The 17,480-nt window shown below is 59.1% G+C and carries 11 protein-coding genes, 2 tRNA genes, 3 rRNA genes and 1 pseudogene; 10 read left to right on the top strand and 7 right to left on the bottom strand.

What is annotated here, in order from left to right:
• Positions 1–7: 7 nt before the first annotated feature.
• Entirely contained in the window at positions 8–748 is a 741-nt protein-coding gene (locus tag PMI20_RS23855; protein WP_007930403.1) for an SDR family oxidoreductase, read from the bottom strand.
• 93 nt (positions 749–841) lie between these two features.
• Between PMI20_RS23855 and PMI20_RS23850 the strand changes: the two genes are divergently transcribed.
• The gene (locus PMI20_RS23850; protein ID WP_007930401.1) at positions 842–1,411 is read left to right on the top strand and encodes a TetR/AcrR family transcriptional regulator; all 570 of its coding nucleotides are present in this window, start codon (positions 842–844) and stop codon (positions 1,409–1,411) included.
• Positions 1,412–1,422: 11 nt separating this feature from the next.
• On the opposite strand, the gene PMI20_RS23845 is transcribed toward PMI20_RS23850, so the two are convergent.
• Together PMI20_RS23845 and rhtA are read right to left on the bottom strand one after the other, a co-directional pair.
• Positions 1,423–1,704 (bottom strand): hypothetical protein, encoded by a 282-nt coding sequence (locus PMI20_RS23845; RefSeq protein WP_007930399.1) that lies wholly within the window; start codon positions 1,702–1,704, stop codon positions 1,423–1,425.
• Positions 1,705–1,873: 169 nt separating this feature from the next.
• Positions 1,874–2,761, bottom strand: coding sequence for a threonine/homoserine exporter RhtA (rhtA, locus tag PMI20_RS23840; protein WP_007930397.1), 888 nt, complete (start codon positions 2,759–2,761; stop codon positions 1,874–1,876).
• A gap of 697 nt (positions 2,762–3,458) precedes the next feature.
• On the opposite strand from rhtA, the gene PMI20_RS23835 reads away from it, so the two are divergent.
• The 5 genes from PMI20_RS23835 to rrf all read left to right on the top strand — a co-directional run bounded on the left by PMI20_RS23835 (position 3,459) and on the right by rrf (position 8,625).
• Positions 3,459–4,995: ribosomal RNA gene (locus PMI20_RS23835) — 16S ribosomal RNA — on the top strand.
• 65 nt (positions 4,996–5,060) lie between these two features.
• Positions 5,061–5,137, top strand: a tRNA-Ile gene (locus PMI20_RS23830).
• Between the two features lie 26 nt (positions 5,138–5,163).
• Positions 5,164–5,239: transfer RNA gene (locus PMI20_RS23825), tRNA-Ala, on the top strand.
• 239 nt (positions 5,240–5,478) lie between these two features.
• Positions 5,479–8,370, top strand: a 23S ribosomal RNA gene (locus tag PMI20_RS23820).
• 139 nt (positions 8,371–8,509) lie between these two features.
• A 5S ribosomal RNA gene (gene rrf / locus PMI20_RS23815) occupies positions 8,510–8,625 on the top strand.
• Together the 16S, 23S and 5S rRNA genes with 2 tRNA genes alongside form the textbook arrangement of a ribosomal RNA operon.
• A gap of 133 nt (positions 8,626–8,758) precedes the next feature.
• On the opposite strand, the gene PMI20_RS23810 is transcribed toward rrf, so the two are convergent.
• Positions 8,759–9,232: a zinc-binding dehydrogenase gene (locus tag PMI20_RS23810; protein WP_007928199.1), complete on the bottom strand. Its 474-nt coding sequence runs from the start codon at positions 9,230–9,232 to the stop codon at positions 8,759–8,761.
• Between the two features lies 1 nt (position 9,233).
• A pseudogene (locus PMI20_RS23805) lies at positions 9,234–10,154 on the bottom strand (TIGR03571 family LLM class oxidoreductase); the annotation flags it as partial.
• Positions 10,155–10,397: 243 nt separating this feature from the next.
• Between PMI20_RS23805 and mrdA the strand changes: the two are divergent.
• Positions 10,398–12,290 (top strand): penicillin-binding protein 2, encoded by a 1,893-nt coding sequence (gene mrdA, locus PMI20_RS23800; protein WP_007928203.1) that lies wholly within the window; start codon positions 10,398–10,400, stop codon positions 12,288–12,290.
• A gap of 1 nt (position 12,291) precedes the next feature.
• On the opposite strand, the gene PMI20_RS23795 is transcribed toward mrdA, so the two are convergent.
• Positions 12,292–13,278 carry a LysR family transcriptional regulator gene (locus PMI20_RS23795; RefSeq protein ID WP_007928206.1) on the bottom strand — a complete coding sequence of 329 codons (987 nt, stop codon included), beginning with the start codon at positions 13,276–13,278 and terminating at the stop codon, positions 12,292–12,294.
• A 155-nt stretch (positions 13,279–13,433) separates the two neighbouring features.
• Here PMI20_RS23795 and PMI20_RS23790 point away from each other — a divergent pair, with 155 nt between their 5' ends.
• Genes PMI20_RS23790 through PMI20_RS23780 form a run of 3 tightly spaced genes read left to right on the top strand, consistent with a single transcriptional unit; the run spans position 13,434 to position 16,413 of the window.
• Positions 13,434–14,735, top strand: a complete 1,302-nt coding sequence (locus PMI20_RS23790) for an MFS transporter (protein ID WP_007928207.1) — start codon at positions 13,434–13,436, stop codon at positions 14,733–14,735.
• On the top strand, positions 14,732–15,487 hold the full coding sequence (locus PMI20_RS23785) for a class II aldolase/adducin family protein (protein ID WP_007928209.1): 756 nt from the start codon (positions 14,732–14,734) through the stop codon (positions 15,485–15,487). The genes PMI20_RS23790 and PMI20_RS23785 overlap by 4 nt, the downstream gene beginning before the upstream one ends.
• A complete protein-coding gene (locus PMI20_RS23780; protein ID WP_007928211.1) occupies positions 15,484–16,413 on the top strand; it encodes a 2-hydroxyacid dehydrogenase in 930 nt (309 codons plus the stop codon). Before PMI20_RS23785 ends, PMI20_RS23780 begins: the two co-directional genes overlap by 4 nt.
• Here the strand turns inward: PMI20_RS23780 and PMI20_RS23775 are convergent.
• A complete protein-coding gene (locus tag PMI20_RS23775; protein ID WP_037035213.1) occupies positions 16,407–17,342 on the bottom strand; it encodes a LysR family transcriptional regulator in 936 nt (311 codons plus the stop codon). The genes PMI20_RS23780 and PMI20_RS23775 overlap by 7 nt on opposite strands.
• Between the last annotated feature and the right edge of the window lie 138 nt (positions 17,343–17,480).

Below are 17,480 nucleotides of genomic sequence, written 5' to 3'. Positions count from 1 at the left end.
GCAGGGTTTACCAGCGTTCGTTCCAGGGCCGCAGATCCAGTTCGAAGGTCCAGGCATCCCGGGGCTGGCTGTGCAGATACCAGTAGTTGTCGGCGATGTGTTCGGGGTTGAGGATGCCGTCCTCATCCTTGAGCGCATACTTTTCCGGGAAACTGTTGCGGATGAAGTCCGTGTCGATGGCGCCATCGACCACCACATGAGCAACGTGGATATTCAACGGCCCCAGCTCCCGGGCCATGCTTTGCGCCAGTGCGCGAATGCCATGCTTGGCTCCGGCAAAGGCGGCAAACCCCGCAGCGCCGCGCAAGCCCGCGGTGGCGCCAGTGAACAGGATGGTCCCGCGTTTGCGAGTGACCATGCGCTTGGCCACTTCTCGCGCATTGAGGAAACCTGAGAAGCAGGCCATCTCCCAGATCTTGAAGTACTTGCGCGCTGTTTCTTCAAGGATGCTGCAGGGCACGTTGGCGCCGATATTGAACACCAGGGCTTCGATCGGACCGATCTCGCGCTCGATCTGTTCGATCAAGGCAATCACTTCTTCCTCTTTTCGAGCGTCGCAGGCGAACCCATGGGCTTCGCCTCCCGATTGCTGGATGGCCTCCACCAGGGGTTGCAACTTGTCCGCGCTGCGTCGGGTGACACAGGCGACAAAACCTTCCCGGGCAAAACGCTTGGCAATTGCACCGCCTGTGGCATCGCCGGCTCCGACGACCAAAACGACTTTCTTGTTCTCTGTGGCTGTAGTCATGGTGGGATCGCTCTATTGGTAAACGGTCGTTAACTAAACGAACGTTATGCTACGATCCGCCGAGCGTCAAGACGAAGAGAGGAGAGGGGCGTCATGCGTTATTCAGCCAGTCACAAGCAGGAAACCCGGGAACGGCTGCTGCAGAGCAGCGCAGTGTCAGCGAAAAAAGAAGGATTTTCGACTGTGGGGGTCGATGGCCTGATGAAAGCGATCGGGCTGAGTGGTGGGGCGTTCTACAGCCACTTTTCATCCAAGGATGAGCTGTTCGGTTCTATTGTCGAACGGGAGCTGAGCCAGAGCCTTGAACGTCTGGGGGGCGATGGTGAGCAAAACCGGATGCGGCTTGAGCGCTGTCTCAAGCGCTACTTGAGCATGGCGCATGTCGAGAGCCCTGAAACGGGCTGCGCCTTGCCAACCTTGGGCGCGGAAATCTCACGGGCGGACGAGGTGGTTCGACAGCAGGCGCAAGATTGGATTTGCCGTTTGCAGCAGAGTTGGGCGCGCACCCTGGGCAGCGACAGCCTGGCCTGGTCGATTCTGTCGCAATGTGTGGGGGCGTTGGTGGTGGCGCGAATGCTGGTCAGTCCGGACATTCAGCGCCAGGTCCTGAAGTCGAGCCATGACGAAATTGTTCGTCAATTGCCAATGCAGGATGTGCAGTAGGCAGGTGCTGCCTACTTGCAGATGACGATCATGCTGCGGCTGGTATAGCCGGCGGGATTCAGGCCGAAGGGATAGTCGCCCGGGTCCTCCACTGCATCTCCGGATTTGGCGATCACCTTGTAGCCTTTGGGGCCGCAGGAGGTAGCAGCGCTGGCGTAGCATTTGTCCCAGGAGGAGGACAGGCCGGAGCAGTTGATATGCAGGCCCTTCTTTCCGCGCTTGACCTCGGTTTTCGAAGTTGCGGCGCAACCTGCGATGGCCAGTACGGCTAACAGAATCAAAAAACGTTTCATTCCTGTCCCTATTGCTGATCCCGGATCTGTTGTCCGGGTTCGACTGCGTTAGCTGTCACTTTGGCGTCTGTGCGGTCCTTGCCTGAAAAATCCATGACTGGCGCTGAGTTACAGCGCCTAAACATGGCCTAATTGAGCGGCAAATACCAGAGCTATGTACAATCAGGAATCAATCCGCCGCGACCAAAGGTTTCGATTCGCTGCGCATGGTCAGGGTCGCACCCACTGACGCCAGGATGATGCAGGCAATAGCCAGCCACTGCGCGAGCGACAGGAATTCGTGGAGGAACAGCAGCCCGGACAAGGCACCAAAAGCAGGCTCGATACTCATCAGCGTGCCGAAGGTTCTCGCCGGCATTCGGGTCAGGGCGACCATCTCCAGGCTGTAGGGAAGGGCGGTGGAGAGAATGGCCACGCCGATGGCGATGGGGATCAGGCTGGGCGTCAGCAAGGCAGCCCCGGCATGCACGATGCCGATAGGCGCAACGAACAAGGCAGCAATCATCACGCCCAGCGCTGCAGTCTGGATGCCATTGTCGGCCCCGGCCTTTTGCCCGAACAGAATATAGAGCGCCCAGCACACCCCGGCTCCCAAGGCATAACCCGCGCCGATCAGGTCGATACCAGCGCTCGTATCGCTGGTTGGAATCAACAGCAGCAGACCGATAATCGCCAGGGCGATCCAGAGAAAGTCGATGGCTTTTCGCGAAGCATAAATGGCCACGGCCAGTGGGCCGGTGAATTCCAGGGCCACGGCGATTCCCAGAGGAACGCTGCGTAGCGACATATAGAAGAGAAAGTTCATTCCACCCAGCGCCATGCCATAGACGATGACGGTGCGCAGGGACTTGGCGGTGAGCTTCGCGCGCCATGGGCGCAATAGCAGCAGCATGATGATGCTGGCGAAAATCAGGCGCAGTGTGGTGGTGCCCTGTGCGCCCACGATCGGGAACATGCTTTTGGCCAGGGAGGCGCCGGACTGGATGGAGGCCATGGCAATAAGCAGCAGTCCCACCGGGAACAGGGTCGAGGCTAGGCTGCGGGGCTGGTCATTCATGGCAAGGCATCATCCGGGTCAAGAGGAGGGTTTGGTGCGCCGACATGATGCTCAACTAAAAACGCTTGAGCAATATATTGCTCATGATGTTTCTGCTCTTCTTATATAGAGAAGGATTCATCCGTTTTTGCAGGTTATTGATAGAAAAGACAAATTAGGGGTTGACGGCAGATTCTGGAAGTCTATAATTCGCCCCACTTCCGGCGCAGTCGAAACGGAAAACTCCTTGAGATTCAACGAGTTACGCGGTTTTCGACAGTGGTTACGCTTCAGTTCATCGAAGCCCGAAGGAGTTGATTCGGCAGTAAGTTTTCGCCGAGTTAACGATTCGATCTTCTCGGTCGAAAGCGGAGAAAAAGAGGTGTTGACAGCAGCGTGTAACGCTGTAGAATTCGCCTCCCGCTGACGAGAGGTCGGAAGCGCAAGTGGTTGAAGTTGCAAAGGAAACTTTGAAAACTTCTTAAAATAACCGCTTGACAGATACAGAGGCTGCTGTAGAATGCGCGCCTCGGTTGAGACGAAAGGCTTAACCAACCGCTCTTTAACAACTGAATCAAGCAATTCGTGTGGGTGCTTGTGGAGTCAGACTGATAGTCAGAAAGATTATCAGCATCACAAGTTACTCCGCGAGAAATCAAAGATGTAACCAACGATTGCTGAGCCAAGTTTAGGGTTTTCTCAAAACCCAAAGATGTTTGAACTGAAGAGTTTGATCATGGCTCAGATTGAACGCTGGCGGCAGGCCTAACACATGCAAGTCGAGCGGTAGAGAGGTGCTTGCACCTCTTGAGAGCGGCGGACGGGTGAGTAATGCCTAGGAATCTGCCTGGTAGTGGGGGATAACGTCCGGAAACGGACGCTAATACCGCATACGTCCTACGGGAGAAAGCAGGGGACCTTCGGGCCTTGCGCTATCAGATGAGCCTAGGTCGGATTAGCTAGTTGGTGGGGTAATGGCTCACCAAGGCGACGATCCGTAACTGGTCTGAGAGGATGATCAGTCACACTGGAACTGAGACACGGTCCAGACTCCTACGGGAGGCAGCAGTGGGGAATATTGGACAATGGGCGAAAGCCTGATCCAGCCATGCCGCGTGTGTGAAGAAGGTCTTCGGATTGTAAAGCACTTTAAGTTGGGAGGAAGGGTACTTGCCTAATACGTGAGTATTTTGACGTTACCGACAGAATAAGCACCGGCTAACTCTGTGCCAGCAGCCGCGGTAATACAGAGGGTGCAAGCGTTAATCGGAATTACTGGGCGTAAAGCGCGCGTAGGTGGTTCGTTAAGTTGGATGTGAAATCCCCGGGCTCAACCTGGGAACTGCATCCAAAACTGGCGAGCTAGAGTATGGTAGAGGGTGGTGGAATTTCCTGTGTAGCGGTGAAATGCGTAGATATAGGAAGGAACACCAGTGGCGAAGGCGACCACCTGGACTGATACTGACACTGAGGTGCGAAAGCGTGGGGAGCAAACAGGATTAGATACCCTGGTAGTCCACGCCGTAAACGATGTCAACTAGCCGTTGGGAGCCTTGAGCTCTTAGTGGCGCAGCTAACGCATTAAGTTGACCGCCTGGGGAGTACGGCCGCAAGGTTAAAACTCAAATGAATTGACGGGGGCCCGCACAAGCGGTGGAGCATGTGGTTTAATTCGAAGCAACGCGAAGAACCTTACCAGGCCTTGACATCCAATGAACTTTCCAGAGATGGATTGGTGCCTTCGGGAGCATTGAGACAGGTGCTGCATGGCTGTCGTCAGCTCGTGTCGTGAGATGTTGGGTTAAGTCCCGTAACGAGCGCAACCCTTGTCCTTAGTTACCAGCACGTCATGGTGGGCACTCTAAGGAGACTGCCGGTGACAAACCGGAGGAAGGTGGGGATGACGTCAAGTCATCATGGCCCTTACGGCCTGGGCTACACACGTGCTACAATGGTCGGTACAGAGGGTTGCCAAGCCGCGAGGTGGAGCTAATCCCACAAAACCGATCGTAGTCCGGATCGCAGTCTGCAACTCGACTGCGTGAAGTCGGAATCGCTAGTAATCGCGAATCAGAATGTCGCGGTGAATACGTTCCCGGGCCTTGTACACACCGCCCGTCACACCATGGGAGTGGGTTGCACCAGAAGTAGCTAGTCTAACCTTCGGGAGGACGGTTACCACGGTGTGATTCATGACTGGGGTGAAGTCGTAACAAGGTAGCCGTAGGGGAACCTGCGGCTGGATCACCTCCTTAATCGACGACATCAGCTGCTTCATAAGCTCCCACACGAATTGCTTGATTCATTGAAGAAGACGATTGGGTCTGTAGCTCAGTTGGTTAGAGCGCACCCCTGATAAGGGTGAGGTCGGCAGTTCGAATCTGCCCAGACCCACCAATTACTGGTGCACCCTGTAGCGATACGGGGCCATAGCTCAGCTGGGAGAGCGCCTGCCTTGCACGCAGGAGGTCAGCGGTTCGATCCCGCTTGGCTCCACCATTACAGATTGGTGTCCATCGTTTAAAGCTTAGAAATGAGCATTCCATCAAGTTGATGATGAATGTTGATTTCTGATCTTTATCAGAATCGTTCTTTAAAAATTTGGGTATGTGATAGAAAGATAGACTGGATAGCACTTTCACTGGTGTTGTTCAGGCTAAGGTAAAATTTGTGAGTTTAATCGCGAATTTTCGGCGAATGTCGTCTTCACAGTATAACCAGATTGCTTGGGGTTATATGGTCAAGTGAAGAAGCGCATACGGTGGATGCCTTGGCAGTCAGAGGCGATGAAAGACGTGGTAGCCTGCGAAAAGCTTCGGGGAGTCGGCAAACAGACTTTGATCCGGAGATGTCTGAATGGGGGAACCCAGCCATCATAAGATGGTTATCTTGTACTGAATACATAGGTGCAAGAGGCGAACCAGGGGAACTGAAACATCTAAGTACCCTGAGGAAAAGAAATCAACCGAGATTCCCTTAGTAGTGGCGAGCGAACGGGGACTAGCCCTTAAGTGGCTTTGAGATTAGCGGAACGCTCTGGAAAGTGCGGCCATAGTGGGTGATAGCCCTGTACGCGAAAATCTCTTAGTCATGAAATCGAGTAGGACGGAGCACGAGAAACTTTGTCTGAATATGGGGGGACCATCCTCCAAGGCTAAATACTACTGACTGACCGATAGTGAACTAGTACCGTGAGGGAAAGGCGAAAAGAACCCCGGAGAGGGGAGTGAAATAGATCCTGAAACCGTATGCGTACAAGCAGTGGGAGCAGACTTTGTTCTGTGACTGCGTACCTTTTGTATAATGGGTCAGCGACTTATATTCAGTGGCGAGCTTAACCGAATAGGGGAGGCGTAGCGAAAGCGAGTCTTAATAGGGCGTTTAGTCGCTGGGTATAGACCCGAAACCGGGCGATCTATCCATGGGCAGGTTGAAGGTTAGGTAACACTGACTGGAGGACCGAACCGACTACCGTTGAAAAGTTAGCGGATGACCTGTGGATCGGAGTGAAAGGCTAATCAAGCTCGGAGATAGCTGGTTCTCCTCGAAAGCTATTTAGGTAGCGCCTCATGTATCACTGTAGGGGGTAGAGCACTGTTTCGGCTAGGGGGTCATCCCGACTTACCAAACCGATGCAAACTCCGAATACCTACAAGTGCCGAGCATGGGAGACACACGGCGGGTGCTAACGTCCGTCGTGAAAAGGGAAACAACCCAGACCGTCAGCTAAGGTCCCAAAGTTATGGTTAAGTGGGAAACGATGTGGGAAGGCTTAGACAGCTAGGAGGTTGGCTTAGAAGCAGCCACCCTTTAAAGAAAGCGTAATAGCTCACTAGTCGAGTCGGCCTGCGCGGAAGATGTAACGGGGCTCAAACCATACACCGAAGCTACGGGTATCACGTAAGTGATGCGGTAGAGGAGCGTTCTGTAAGCCTGTGAAGGTGAGTTGAGAAGCTTGCTGGAGGTATCAGAAGTGCGAATGCTGACATGAGTAACGACAATGGGTGTGAAAAACACCCACGCCGAAAGACCAAGGTTTCCTGCGCAACGTTAATCGACGCAGGGTTAGTCGGTCCCTAAGGCGAGGCTGAAAAGCGTAGTCGATGGAAAACAGGTTAATATTCCTGTACTTCTAGTTATTGCGATGGAGGGACGGAGAAGGCTAGGCCAGCTTGGCGTTGGTTGTCCAAGTTTAAGGTGGTAGGCTGGAATCTTAGGTAAATCCGGGGTTCTAAGGCCGAGAGCTGATGACGAGTTACCTTTCAGGTGACGAAGTGGTTGATGCCATGCTTCCAAGAAAAGCTTCTAAGCTTCAGATAACTAGGAACCGTACCCCAAACCGACACAGGTGGTTGGGTAGAGAATACCAAGGCGCTTGAGAGAACTCGGGTGAAGGAACTAGGCAAAATGGCACCGTAACTTCGGGAGAAGGTGCGCCGGTGAGGGTGAAGGACTTGCTCCGTAAGCCCATGCCGGTCGAAGATACCAGGCCGCTGCGACTGTTTATTAAAAACACAGCACTCTGCAAACACGAAAGTGGACGTATAGGGTGTGACGCCTGCCCGGTGCCGGAAGGTTAATTGATGGGGTTAGCTAACGCGAAGCTCTTGATCGAAGCCCCGGTAAACGGCGGCCGTAACTATAACGGTCCTAAGGTAGCGAAATTCCTTGTCGGGTAAGTTCCGACCTGCACGAATGGCGTAACGATGGCGGCGCTGTCTCCACCCGAGACTCAGTGAAATTGAAATCGCTGTGAAGATGCAGTGTATCCGCGGCTAGACGGAAAGACCCCGTGAACCTTTACTATAGCTTTGCACTGGACTTTGAATTTGCTTGTGTAGGATAGGTGGGAGGCTTTGAAGCGTGGACGCCAGTTCGCGTGGAGCCATCCTTGAAATACCACCCTGGCAACTTTGAGGTTCTAACTCAGGTCCGTTATCCGGATCGAGGACAGTGTATGGTGGGTAGTTTGACTGGGGCGGTCTCCTCCTAAAGAGTAACGGAGGAGTACGAAGGTGCGCTCAGACCGGTCGGAAATCGGTCGTAGAGTATAAAGGCAAAAGCGCGCTTGACTGCGAGACAGACACGTCGAGCAGGTACGAAAGTAGGTCTTAGTGATCCGGTGGTTCTGTATGGAAGGGCCATCGCTCAACGGATAAAAGGTACTCCGGGGATAACAGGCTGATACCGCCCAAGAGTTCATATCGACGGCGGTGTTTGGCACCTCGATGTCGGCTCATCACATCCTGGGGCTGAAGCCGGTCCCAAGGGTATGGCTGTTCGCCATTTAAAGTGGTACGCGAGCTGGGTTTAGAACGTCGTGAGACAGTTCGGTCCCTATCTGCCGTGGACGTTTGAGATTTGAGAGGGGCTGCTCCTAGTACGAGAGGACCGGAGTGGACGAACCTCTGGTGTTCCGGTTGTCACGCCAGTGGCATTGCCGGGTAGCTATGTTCGGAAAAGATAACCGCTGAAAGCATCTAAGCGGGAAACTTGCCTCAAGATGAGATCTCACTGGAACCTTGAGTTCCCTGAAGGGCCGTCGAAGACTACGACGTTGATAGGTTGGGTGTGTAAGCGCTGTGAGGCGTTGAGCTAACCAATACTAATTGCCCGTGAGGCTTGACCATATAACACCCAAGCAATTTGCGCTTAACAGCCAGATTGCGGTGTGTGAAGACGAAACGAACCGAAAGTTCGAGAAAACACACAAACTATCGCATACCCAATTTGCTGAAGCGTCGAAAGACGAGTCGGCACACCGAATTTCTTGACGACCATAGAGCATTGGAACCACCTGATCCCATCCCGAACTCAGCAGTGAAACGATGCATCGCCGATGGTAGTGTGGGGTTTCCCCATGTGAGAGTAGGTCATCGTCAAGATTAAATTCCGAAACCCCAATTGCGAAAGCAATTGGGGTTTTGTTTTTGCGCGCGGAAAAACCTTTCCAGTCACCGGAGAGCAGTGCGCTTCGACTCAAGAACTACCTCAAGCCGAAGGCACCCTTGACGGGCGTTAACGTCCCAGGCTGCTGTGCGTTAGCCGGGCTACCCACTTGCCATGCTGCTCGCCATTCTTCAATGCCCGCAGTTTCTCCGGCAACTGGTTGAAGTCGAACTCAATCAGCGGCGCAGGTTGCAGCAGACCCGATACAGCCCAGCTCATCAGTTGCTCGGCGTACTGACGTAGCTGTTGCCAGTCGGCCCGGCTGCCGTAAGCGTGAATACTGTTGAGGGCCACCTCGTGGAGTGAGATCGCGGTGCTGAACGCCGGCAATGGCGCTGCCTCCTGACGATCCTGAATACACACCAGGTGCCCGTTGTAACCCAGCAGTGCTGCCAGGTTGTGCGCCTGAGCCCCGCTGACGGTATCGAACAGCGCATGCAGGCGACGTTCCCCCAGTCGTGATTGCAGCTCGGTTTGCCAGGTGCCTGCACGATAGTCGAAAACCCCGACCGCGCCCTGCGCCAGCAACCGCGCATTTGGCATGGTGAAACCTCGGTAGTACGAATTCGGCAATTTCCTCGATGGCCTCGGCCACCGGGCGTTCACTGCGGCGCAGATGCAGGCCGACATGCTGCACGCCTGCCTCTCGCAGGGCCTGCAGTTCCTCAATCAGTGCCTGGCGCCCACAGCAGCCACCAAAGCGCAGGCGCTGCATGGGTGCATGTGGGTCAGCGGCAAGGTCCAGGTGGACGAAGCTGATATAGGGTTTGTCGCCACCGACCTCACGCCAGAGCGCGACGCGTCGGCGATGTTCGTCCGGGGTGCCCGGGTAGGCGAGCCAGCCGTCCATGTGTTCACCGATCCAGGCCGGCGATTGCTGGCCCAGCCCGGCCACCAGCAGCGGTGCGGCTTCAGGACGCTGTGGCAGCAGATGAGCGCCCTCGGGCAAGCGATCCTGTCCCTGGCTGTGCAACAGCTCGACAGCATCGCGAAAGAGTTCTCCGCGCTGGGCGTAATCGACACTGAACAGCGGATACTCCATCGGCCGGTCACCACTGGCGACCCCCAGCAGCAAGCGACCATCGCTCAACTCGTCGATGCTGTTGGCGGCCTTGAGGGTCAGCCACGGCTGACGCAACGGCAGGACCACCGCGGCGGTTCCGAGCATGATGTTCTGCGTGATGCCGGCCAGATAGCCGAGGTAGGAAAAGGTTTCGAAGACCTGAGCGGCATCGCCGAAATTCGGGTCGTACACCGGTACGTCACGTACCCATAGCGCGCGAAAGCCGGCCTGGTCCGCCAGGCGGGCGAGGGTTGCGTGCTGCTTGAGGTCCGGCATGCCGAAGGGGCGACCTTCGATCTGGCGCAGGCGTTGGCCATCGCTGGACCAGTCGTTATCGAGCGGCAGTTCCAGGCCGACGGAAAAGTTGTTCCTGCCAAGCAGGCGTTGAAAACGAGGGTGCATGAAGGGCTCCGGCGTCTCGCCCGTGGCAAGACGGTCATAGGGATCACAGCGCAGCAGTATCCCCAGACCCGGCCCACGGAAAAATGCATGAATCGGCACAACAATCTTGAGTGGGCATCACGAATCGGCCGAATTCTTCATGAAAGCGCCGGGACGGTTTTTGGTATGGTGCAGCTCGTTTTTCAAGGGACCGACATTCACCCGCACGGATCAGCGTTCACTATTCCACGAGAAGCTGTAGCAATGCCTGAACCGATACCGATCAAGGACCACGAAAAAGAGACGCGTCTGGTCAACAAAAGGCTGTTGGCCTGCGCGCTCCTGGTGGTCGCCATCACCTGCACCCTGATCGGGCGCCTGTACTTCCTGCAGGTGGTCGAATTCGACTATCACTCGACCATCTCCGAAAACAATCGTGTGCACGTGCTGCCCATCACCCCGACTCGCGGCCTGATCTACGACCGCAACGGCGTGCTGCTGGCCGACAACCGTCCCAGCTTCAACCTGACCATCACCCGCGAGCGCACCACCGATCTGAAAGGCGAGCTGGACCAGGTGGTCAGCCTGCTGCACCTGCCCGCTGAAGACCGCGCGCTGTTCGACAAGGCGCTGAAGCAGTCACGCCACCCGTTCGTGCCGGTCACCCTGTTCTATGAGCTGACCGAAGAGCAGATCGCCGTGCTGGCGGTCAACGAGTACCGCTTGCCGGGGCTGGAGGTCGAGGCCCAGTTCGTGCGGCACTATCCGATGGGCGCGCACTTCGCCCATTCCATCGGCTATGTCGGGCGCATCAACGAGAAGGAAGCCAAGGTCCTGGACTCGGTGGAGTACCGCGGCACCCAGTCGATCGGCAAGACCGGGATCGAGCGCTTCTACGAGTCCGAACTGCATGGCCATGTCGGCTATGAAGAGGTGGAAACCAACGCCCAGGGCCGGGTCATGCGGGTGCTCAAGCACACCGATCCGATCCCTGGGAAAAACATCGTGCTCAGCCTCGACGTGAAGTTGCAGGAGGCGGCCGAGGCGGCCCTGGGCGACCGTCGCGGATCGGTGGTGGCCCTCGATCCGCAGACCGGCGAAGTGCTGGCCATGGTCAGCAAGCCGAGCTTCGACCCGAACCTGTTCGTCACCGGCATCAGCTTCAAGGAGTACAGCGCGTTACGCGACTCCATCGACCGGCCGCTGTTCAACCGGGTGCTGCGCGGCCTGTATGCGCCGGGTTCGACCATCAAGCCGGAGGTGGCGATCGCCGGGCTGGACTCCGGGGTGGTCAACGCCTCGACCCGAGTGTTCGATCCGGGTTACTACCAACTGCCGGACGTCGACCACAAATACCGGAACTGGAACCACAGCGGCGACGGCTGGGTGGACCTGGACGCGGCGATCATGCGTTCCAACGACACCTACTTCTACGACCTGGCGCACAAGCTCGGTATCGATCGCCTGCACGATTACCTGGCGATGTTCGGCCTGGGCGAGAAAGTCTCCCTGGACATGTTCGAGGAGGCGTCGGGACTGATGCCGTCCCAGGCCTGGAAGCGCGCCACCCGGCGTCAGCCGTGGTTCCCTGGCGAGACGGTAATTCTCGGCATTGGCCAAGGGTATATGCAGGTCACGCCGCTACAGCTGGCCCAGGCGACGGCGCTGATCGCCAACAAGGGCGTGTGGAATCGCCCTCATCTGGCCAAGACCGTCGATGGCGTGGCGCCGGTGGACGAACACCCGATGCCGAACATCCGGCTCAAGGACCCGGTCGACTGGGACCTGGTCAGCCACGGCATGCAGATGGTGATGCACGCGCCCCGGGGCACCGCGCGCGACGCGGCGGCCGGCGCGCAATACCGCATCGCCGGCAAGAGCGGTACGGCGCAGGTGGTGGCGATCAAGCAGGGCGAGCGTTACGACCGTCTCAAGACCCGCGAGCGCCATCGTGACAATGCTTTGTTCGTCGGCTTCGCGCCGGCCGAGCACCCACAGATCGTGGTGGCGGTGATGATCGAGAACGGCGAGGCCGGCGGCCGGGTTGCCGGCCCCGTGGTACGTCAGGTCATGGATGCCTGGCTGCTCGATCAGCAAGGCCACCTGAAGCCGCAGTACGCCAGCCCCGGCAAGGGGCCGGACGTTCCCCACGCCTGAGTCATTTGAACATCAGGCTGTCCGGCACCTGCTCACGAATACTGAGCATGTGCTGGATGCTGTCCAGGAACAGGGTTTCGGCCTGGCTCATTTTCTGCTCCCGGTGCCACAGCAGCTGGATATCGAAATCCACCACGCCCTCGTCCGGCGGCAAACGCCAGAGCAGCCCTTGCTCGACATCCCGCCTGACCAGGTGGATCGGCAGGCAGCCGATCCCGAACCCTGCGCAGATCAGGCGGTAAATCTCCTCGAAACTGGTGGAGGAGGCGACTATCTTGCCGGTAAAGCCCTGCTGGTCGCGAAACAGCGTCAGCGGTGACAGGTTGCCCCCCAACTGGTCGCTGGTGAAGCTGACGAAGTTCTCGTTGGCCAGCTGTTGCAGGCTCAGGTCCTGCTGGCCGAACAGCCGGTGGCGCTGGCTGCAGAAGTAGGCATACCGCTCGCGAAACAACACCCGCTGTTCCAGCCTGGGTTGTGGCAGGCGGCACAGCCCGACCCCCAGGGTCGCGGTCTTTTGCAGCAGCGAACTGATGATGTCCGAGCTGCCCATCACCTCGACTTCCAGCTCGATTTTCGGGTGGGCCTCATGGAAATCGGCGAGGAACTCGTCGTAATGCGGCGCCTGCACACCGCTGACGGTGAGGATGCGGATCTTGCCCACCACGTCGTCGTTGCGGCTCTCCAGCACCGTGCCCAGGCGCGAGATATCGCCGTAGATATCGGTGGCGATACGCAGCACTTCCTCCCCGGTTTCCGTCAGCTCGAAGCGCCGTCCGCTGCGCGCGATCAACACGCAATCGAGCTGTTCCTCCAGGCGCTTGAGGGCCTGGCTGGCCGCCGACTGGGTGATGTGCAGGCGTGCGGCGGCCCGGCTCATGCTGCCTTCCTGGCCGATTACCAGGTAGGTGCGCAGCAGGTTCCAGTCCAGGCGATCGTTGAGGAAACGCCGACCGACCCAGGGGTTGGAGGTGGAGAGCGGTGCGGGCATGGCGGCTCCATGTAGTAGCGGTGCTAATAGCAAAGATAAGGATTTGAAAATTGACTAATCCTGGCATGACGGCGATAAAGCCCACAAGCGCCAGAGAGCGCCGCGTGATCAGCCTTCCGCACCTGCCCAAAACTACAAATACACAGGGTCCTTGCATGCACAGCACTCCTCAGCCGCGCCGAGCCGCGGCGGCGGCCTTTATCGGCACGACCATCGAGTTCTACGACTTCTACATCTACGCCACGGCCGCGGCCCTGGTCCTCGGCCAGGTGTTCTTTCCCAGCAGCGACCCGGTGATGAGCACCCTGGCAGCCTTCGGCAGCTTCGCCGTGGGCTTCATCGCCCGGCCCATGGCCGGCATGGTGTTCGGCCACCTCGGCGATCGCCTCGGGCGCAAGAAAATGCTGCTGGTGACCATGGCGCTGATGGGCCTGGCCACCACCGGCATCGGCCTGCTGCCCAGCTACGCCAGCGTCGGCATCTGGGCGCCCATCAGCCTGATCGTGCTGCGCATCATCCAGGGCATTTCCGTGGGCGGCGAGTGGGGCGGGGCGGTGCTGATGGCCAGCGAACATGCCCCGGCCAAACGCAAGACCTTCTACGCCTCCTTCGCCCAGCTCGGCAGCCCGGCCGGCCTGCTGCTGGCGTTGATCGCCTTCCGCCTGGTGACCAGCCTGGACCAGCAGAACTTCCTCGACTGGGGCTGGCGCCTGCCGTTTCTCGCCAGCGGCGTGCTGATGATGTTCGGCCTGATGATCCGTTCCGGCGTGCATGAGTCGCCGGAGTTCGCCAAGGCCCGGGACAACAACGAAACCGCCCAGTACCCGGTGATGGAAGTGCTGCGCAGCTGCTGGAAGCAGATCCTGTTCGCCGCCGCCGCGGTGACCATCGGCTCGGCCGGTTTCTTCTTCACCAACACCTTCATGATCACCTACGTGACCCAGTACCAGGGCATTTCCCGGGCGACTATTCTCGATTGCTTGTTCCTGGTGACGATCATCCAGCTGCTGTCCCAGCCGGTCTCCGCGCTGCTGGCCGAGCGTATCGGCGAGGGGCGTTTCCTCAAGTGGGTGGCGTTGCTGTGCATGGCCACGCCGTACCCGATGTTCCTGTTGGTCGGCACCCAGAACATTGTGCTGATGACCCTTGGCATCGCCCTGGCGGTGGTGATTCTCTCGGCGCTGTACGCGGTGATCGCCGGCTACATGACCCAGGCCTTCCCGGTGCACCTGCGCTACTCGGGGATCTCCATCGCCTACCAACTGGCGTGCGCGGTCGCCGGTGGCAGCACGCCGCTGATCGGCACCCTGCTGGCCAGCCAGTTTTTCGGACAGTGGCTGCCGCTGGCGATGTTCTTCAGCCTGCTGTCGGCCCTGTCATTGATCGGCGTCTGCGGCCTGGCCCGGCTGCGCGCCAACCCGACTGTCCACCACGCTGCCAAAGAGGTGTATTCGTGAGCAAACCCGAACACATGAGCCCGATTGAATGGCAGGCCCGCTGCGAGCTGGCGGCCCTGTATCGACTGGTCGCGCACTTTCGCATGACCGACCTGATCGACACCCACATCACCCTGCGCATTCCAGGGCCCGAGCATCATTTTTTGATCAACCGCTACGGGGTGATCTTTGACCGCATGCGTGCCAGCGACCTGGTGCGCATCGACCAGGAGGGGCGCATCGTCGACCCGCACTACGCCGGGCACCGGGTCAACGCCGCCGGCTTCGTCATCCACTCGGCGATCCACATGGCGCGCCCGGACCTCAACTGCGTGATCCACACCCACACCGCCGCCGGCATCGCAGTGGCCGCGCAGAAACAGGGGCTGTTGCCCATCAGCCAGCACGCGCTGAAGTTCTACGGCAAGCTGGCGTACCACACCTATGAAGGCATCGCCCTGTCCCTGGACGAGCGCGAGCGCCTGATCGCCGACCTTGGCCCGCACAAGGCGATGATCCTGCGTAACCACGGCCTGCTGGTGGGCGGTGCCAGCGTCGCCCATGCGTTCCAGGAGATTCATTTTCTCGAGCGTGCCTGCCAGGCCCAGGTCCAGGCGCTGGCCGGCGGTTGCGAGCTGAACTACCCGTCGCCGCAGGTCTGCGCCCACACCGCCGAACAGTTCGAACGCGACGACGCCGACCACATCATCGAGCTGGCCTGGGAGGCCGCCCTGACCTTGATCGAGTCCCAGCGCGAGTCCTATCTGTCATGAGCATCGTGGTGCTGCTGTCCCGCGACAGCCTGTTGCTCAAGCAATTGCAGGCCGCCTTCGCCCGCTGCGCGCCACAGGTCCAGGCGGTGCTGGCCGACGATCCGCGTGCCGCTCAGGCGCAGGTCGCCGCTTGCTGGTTTCCACCCGCCGGCAGCCTGGGGCGCTTGCCCAGCCTGCAAGTGATTCATTCGGTGGCGGCGGGCATCGACCACCTGGAACACGACCCTTCGTGCCCGGACCTGCCGGTGTGCCGGGTGGTGGACCCGGGGCACCGCCAGGGCATGACCGAGTACCTGCGCTGGGCGGTGATCCACTATCACCGCGGCTTCGACCGGGTGCTGCAGCAGCAGTGCGAACGGCACTGGGAGCGGCCGCTGCAACGGCCGGCGCGGCAGTTCAAGGTCGGGGTCATGGGCCTGGGTTCCCTGGGCAGCGCCATTGCCCTCGACCTGGCCGCCGCCGGCTACGACGTGCGCGGCTGGGCCCGCAGTGCCAAGAGCCTGGCGGGGGTACACACCTTCGTCGGGCCGGGGCAGTTGGAGCCCTTTCTCGACCAAGTGGAACTGCTGATCAACCTGCTGCCCCTGACCGCCGAGACCCGCGGCATTCTCGGGCGCGACAGCTTTGCCCGGCTGGCCCATGGCGCGGCGCTGGTCAATGTCGGGCGCGGCGGCCACCTCAACCTCGACGACCTGCAACAGGCCCTGGCCAGCGGCCAGTTGCGCGGCGCTTTGCTCGATGTGTTCGAACAGGAGCCGCTGCCGGCCGATCATCCGCTGTGGACCACCCCCGGGGTCACTCTCACCCCGCACATGGCCTCGGCGGCCTCCCACGATTGCATCGCCGAGCAGGTGGCGGACAACCTGCGGCGCCTGCAAGCCGGCGATGCGCTGTTGAACGAGGTGGACAGCGCCCAGGGTTACTGAGCACCCAGGCCGGCCTGCAAGGCCTCGATAAAGACCGTCTCGGCGCGGCTCATGCGCTGTTCTCGGTTCCACAGCAGATGGATATCGACGTCGGCGATGCCTTCGTCGGGCGGCAGGCGCCACAGCAGCCCGGCTTCGACATCGGCCGCCACCACATGCTCGGGTAGGCAGCCGATACCGTAGCCGGCGATCACCAGGCGCCGCACTTCTTCCAGGCTCGGCGACGAGGCGACGATGCGCCCGCTGAAGCCCTGCTGGTCGCGAAAGATGGTCAGCGGCGAGAGCATGCCGCCGATCTGGTCGCTGGTGAAGCTGACGAAATTCTCCCGCTGCAAGTCGCCCTCGGCCACCTTCTGCTGGCCGAACAGCCCATGGTGCTTGCCGCAGAAAAACGCATAGCGCTGGCGTAGGAACAACCGCTGTTCCAGGCGCGGTTGGGGCCGGCGGTTGAGGCTCAGGCCGAGGGTCGCGGTTTTCTCCTGCAAGGCGCTGACGATGTCCGAGCTGCGCAGCACCTCGATCTCCAGGTCGACCCGCGGATGCTGGCGGTGGAAGTCGGCGAGGAAGTCATCGAAACGCGCGGAAAAGATCCGGCTGATCATCAGCAGGCGCACCTTGCCGATCACCTCGTCGGCCGGCTGCTCCAGCACGCCGCTGACCTGGGACATCTGCCCGTAGATCTCGCCGGCCAGGTGGAAGATCTGCTCGCCGACTTCGGTCAGGGCAAAACGTGGTCCGCGCCGGGCGATCAACTGGCGGCCCAATTGTTCCTCCAGGCGCTTGAGGGCCTGGCTCACCGCCGGCTGGGTCAGGTGCAGGCGGGCGGCCGCGCGGCTGATGCTCAGCTCCTGGCCGATCACCCGAAAGGTGCGCAGCAGGTTCCAGTCCAGGCGGTCGTTGAGCAGGCGGTCGGGCAGGCGGTTGGACATGGCGCGGGGCTCTGGGTCGAAGGACAGGGCTGATAATAAGCAGCGATAATAATTAGCATAATAAATAGAAAATTGACTAATTATAGCCTCGCGACGATAAATCCCTCCCAGACAGGCGCCGTCAGAGCGCCTCGGCAT

Origin of the sequence: Pseudomonas sp. GM17, from assembly GCF_000282175.2 — a bacterium.
GTDB classification, from domain to species: Bacteria; Pseudomonadota; Gammaproteobacteria; order Pseudomonadales; family Pseudomonadaceae; genus Aquipseudomonas; species Aquipseudomonas chlororaphis.
This window is presented reverse-complemented; position numbering and strand designations above follow the sequence as displayed.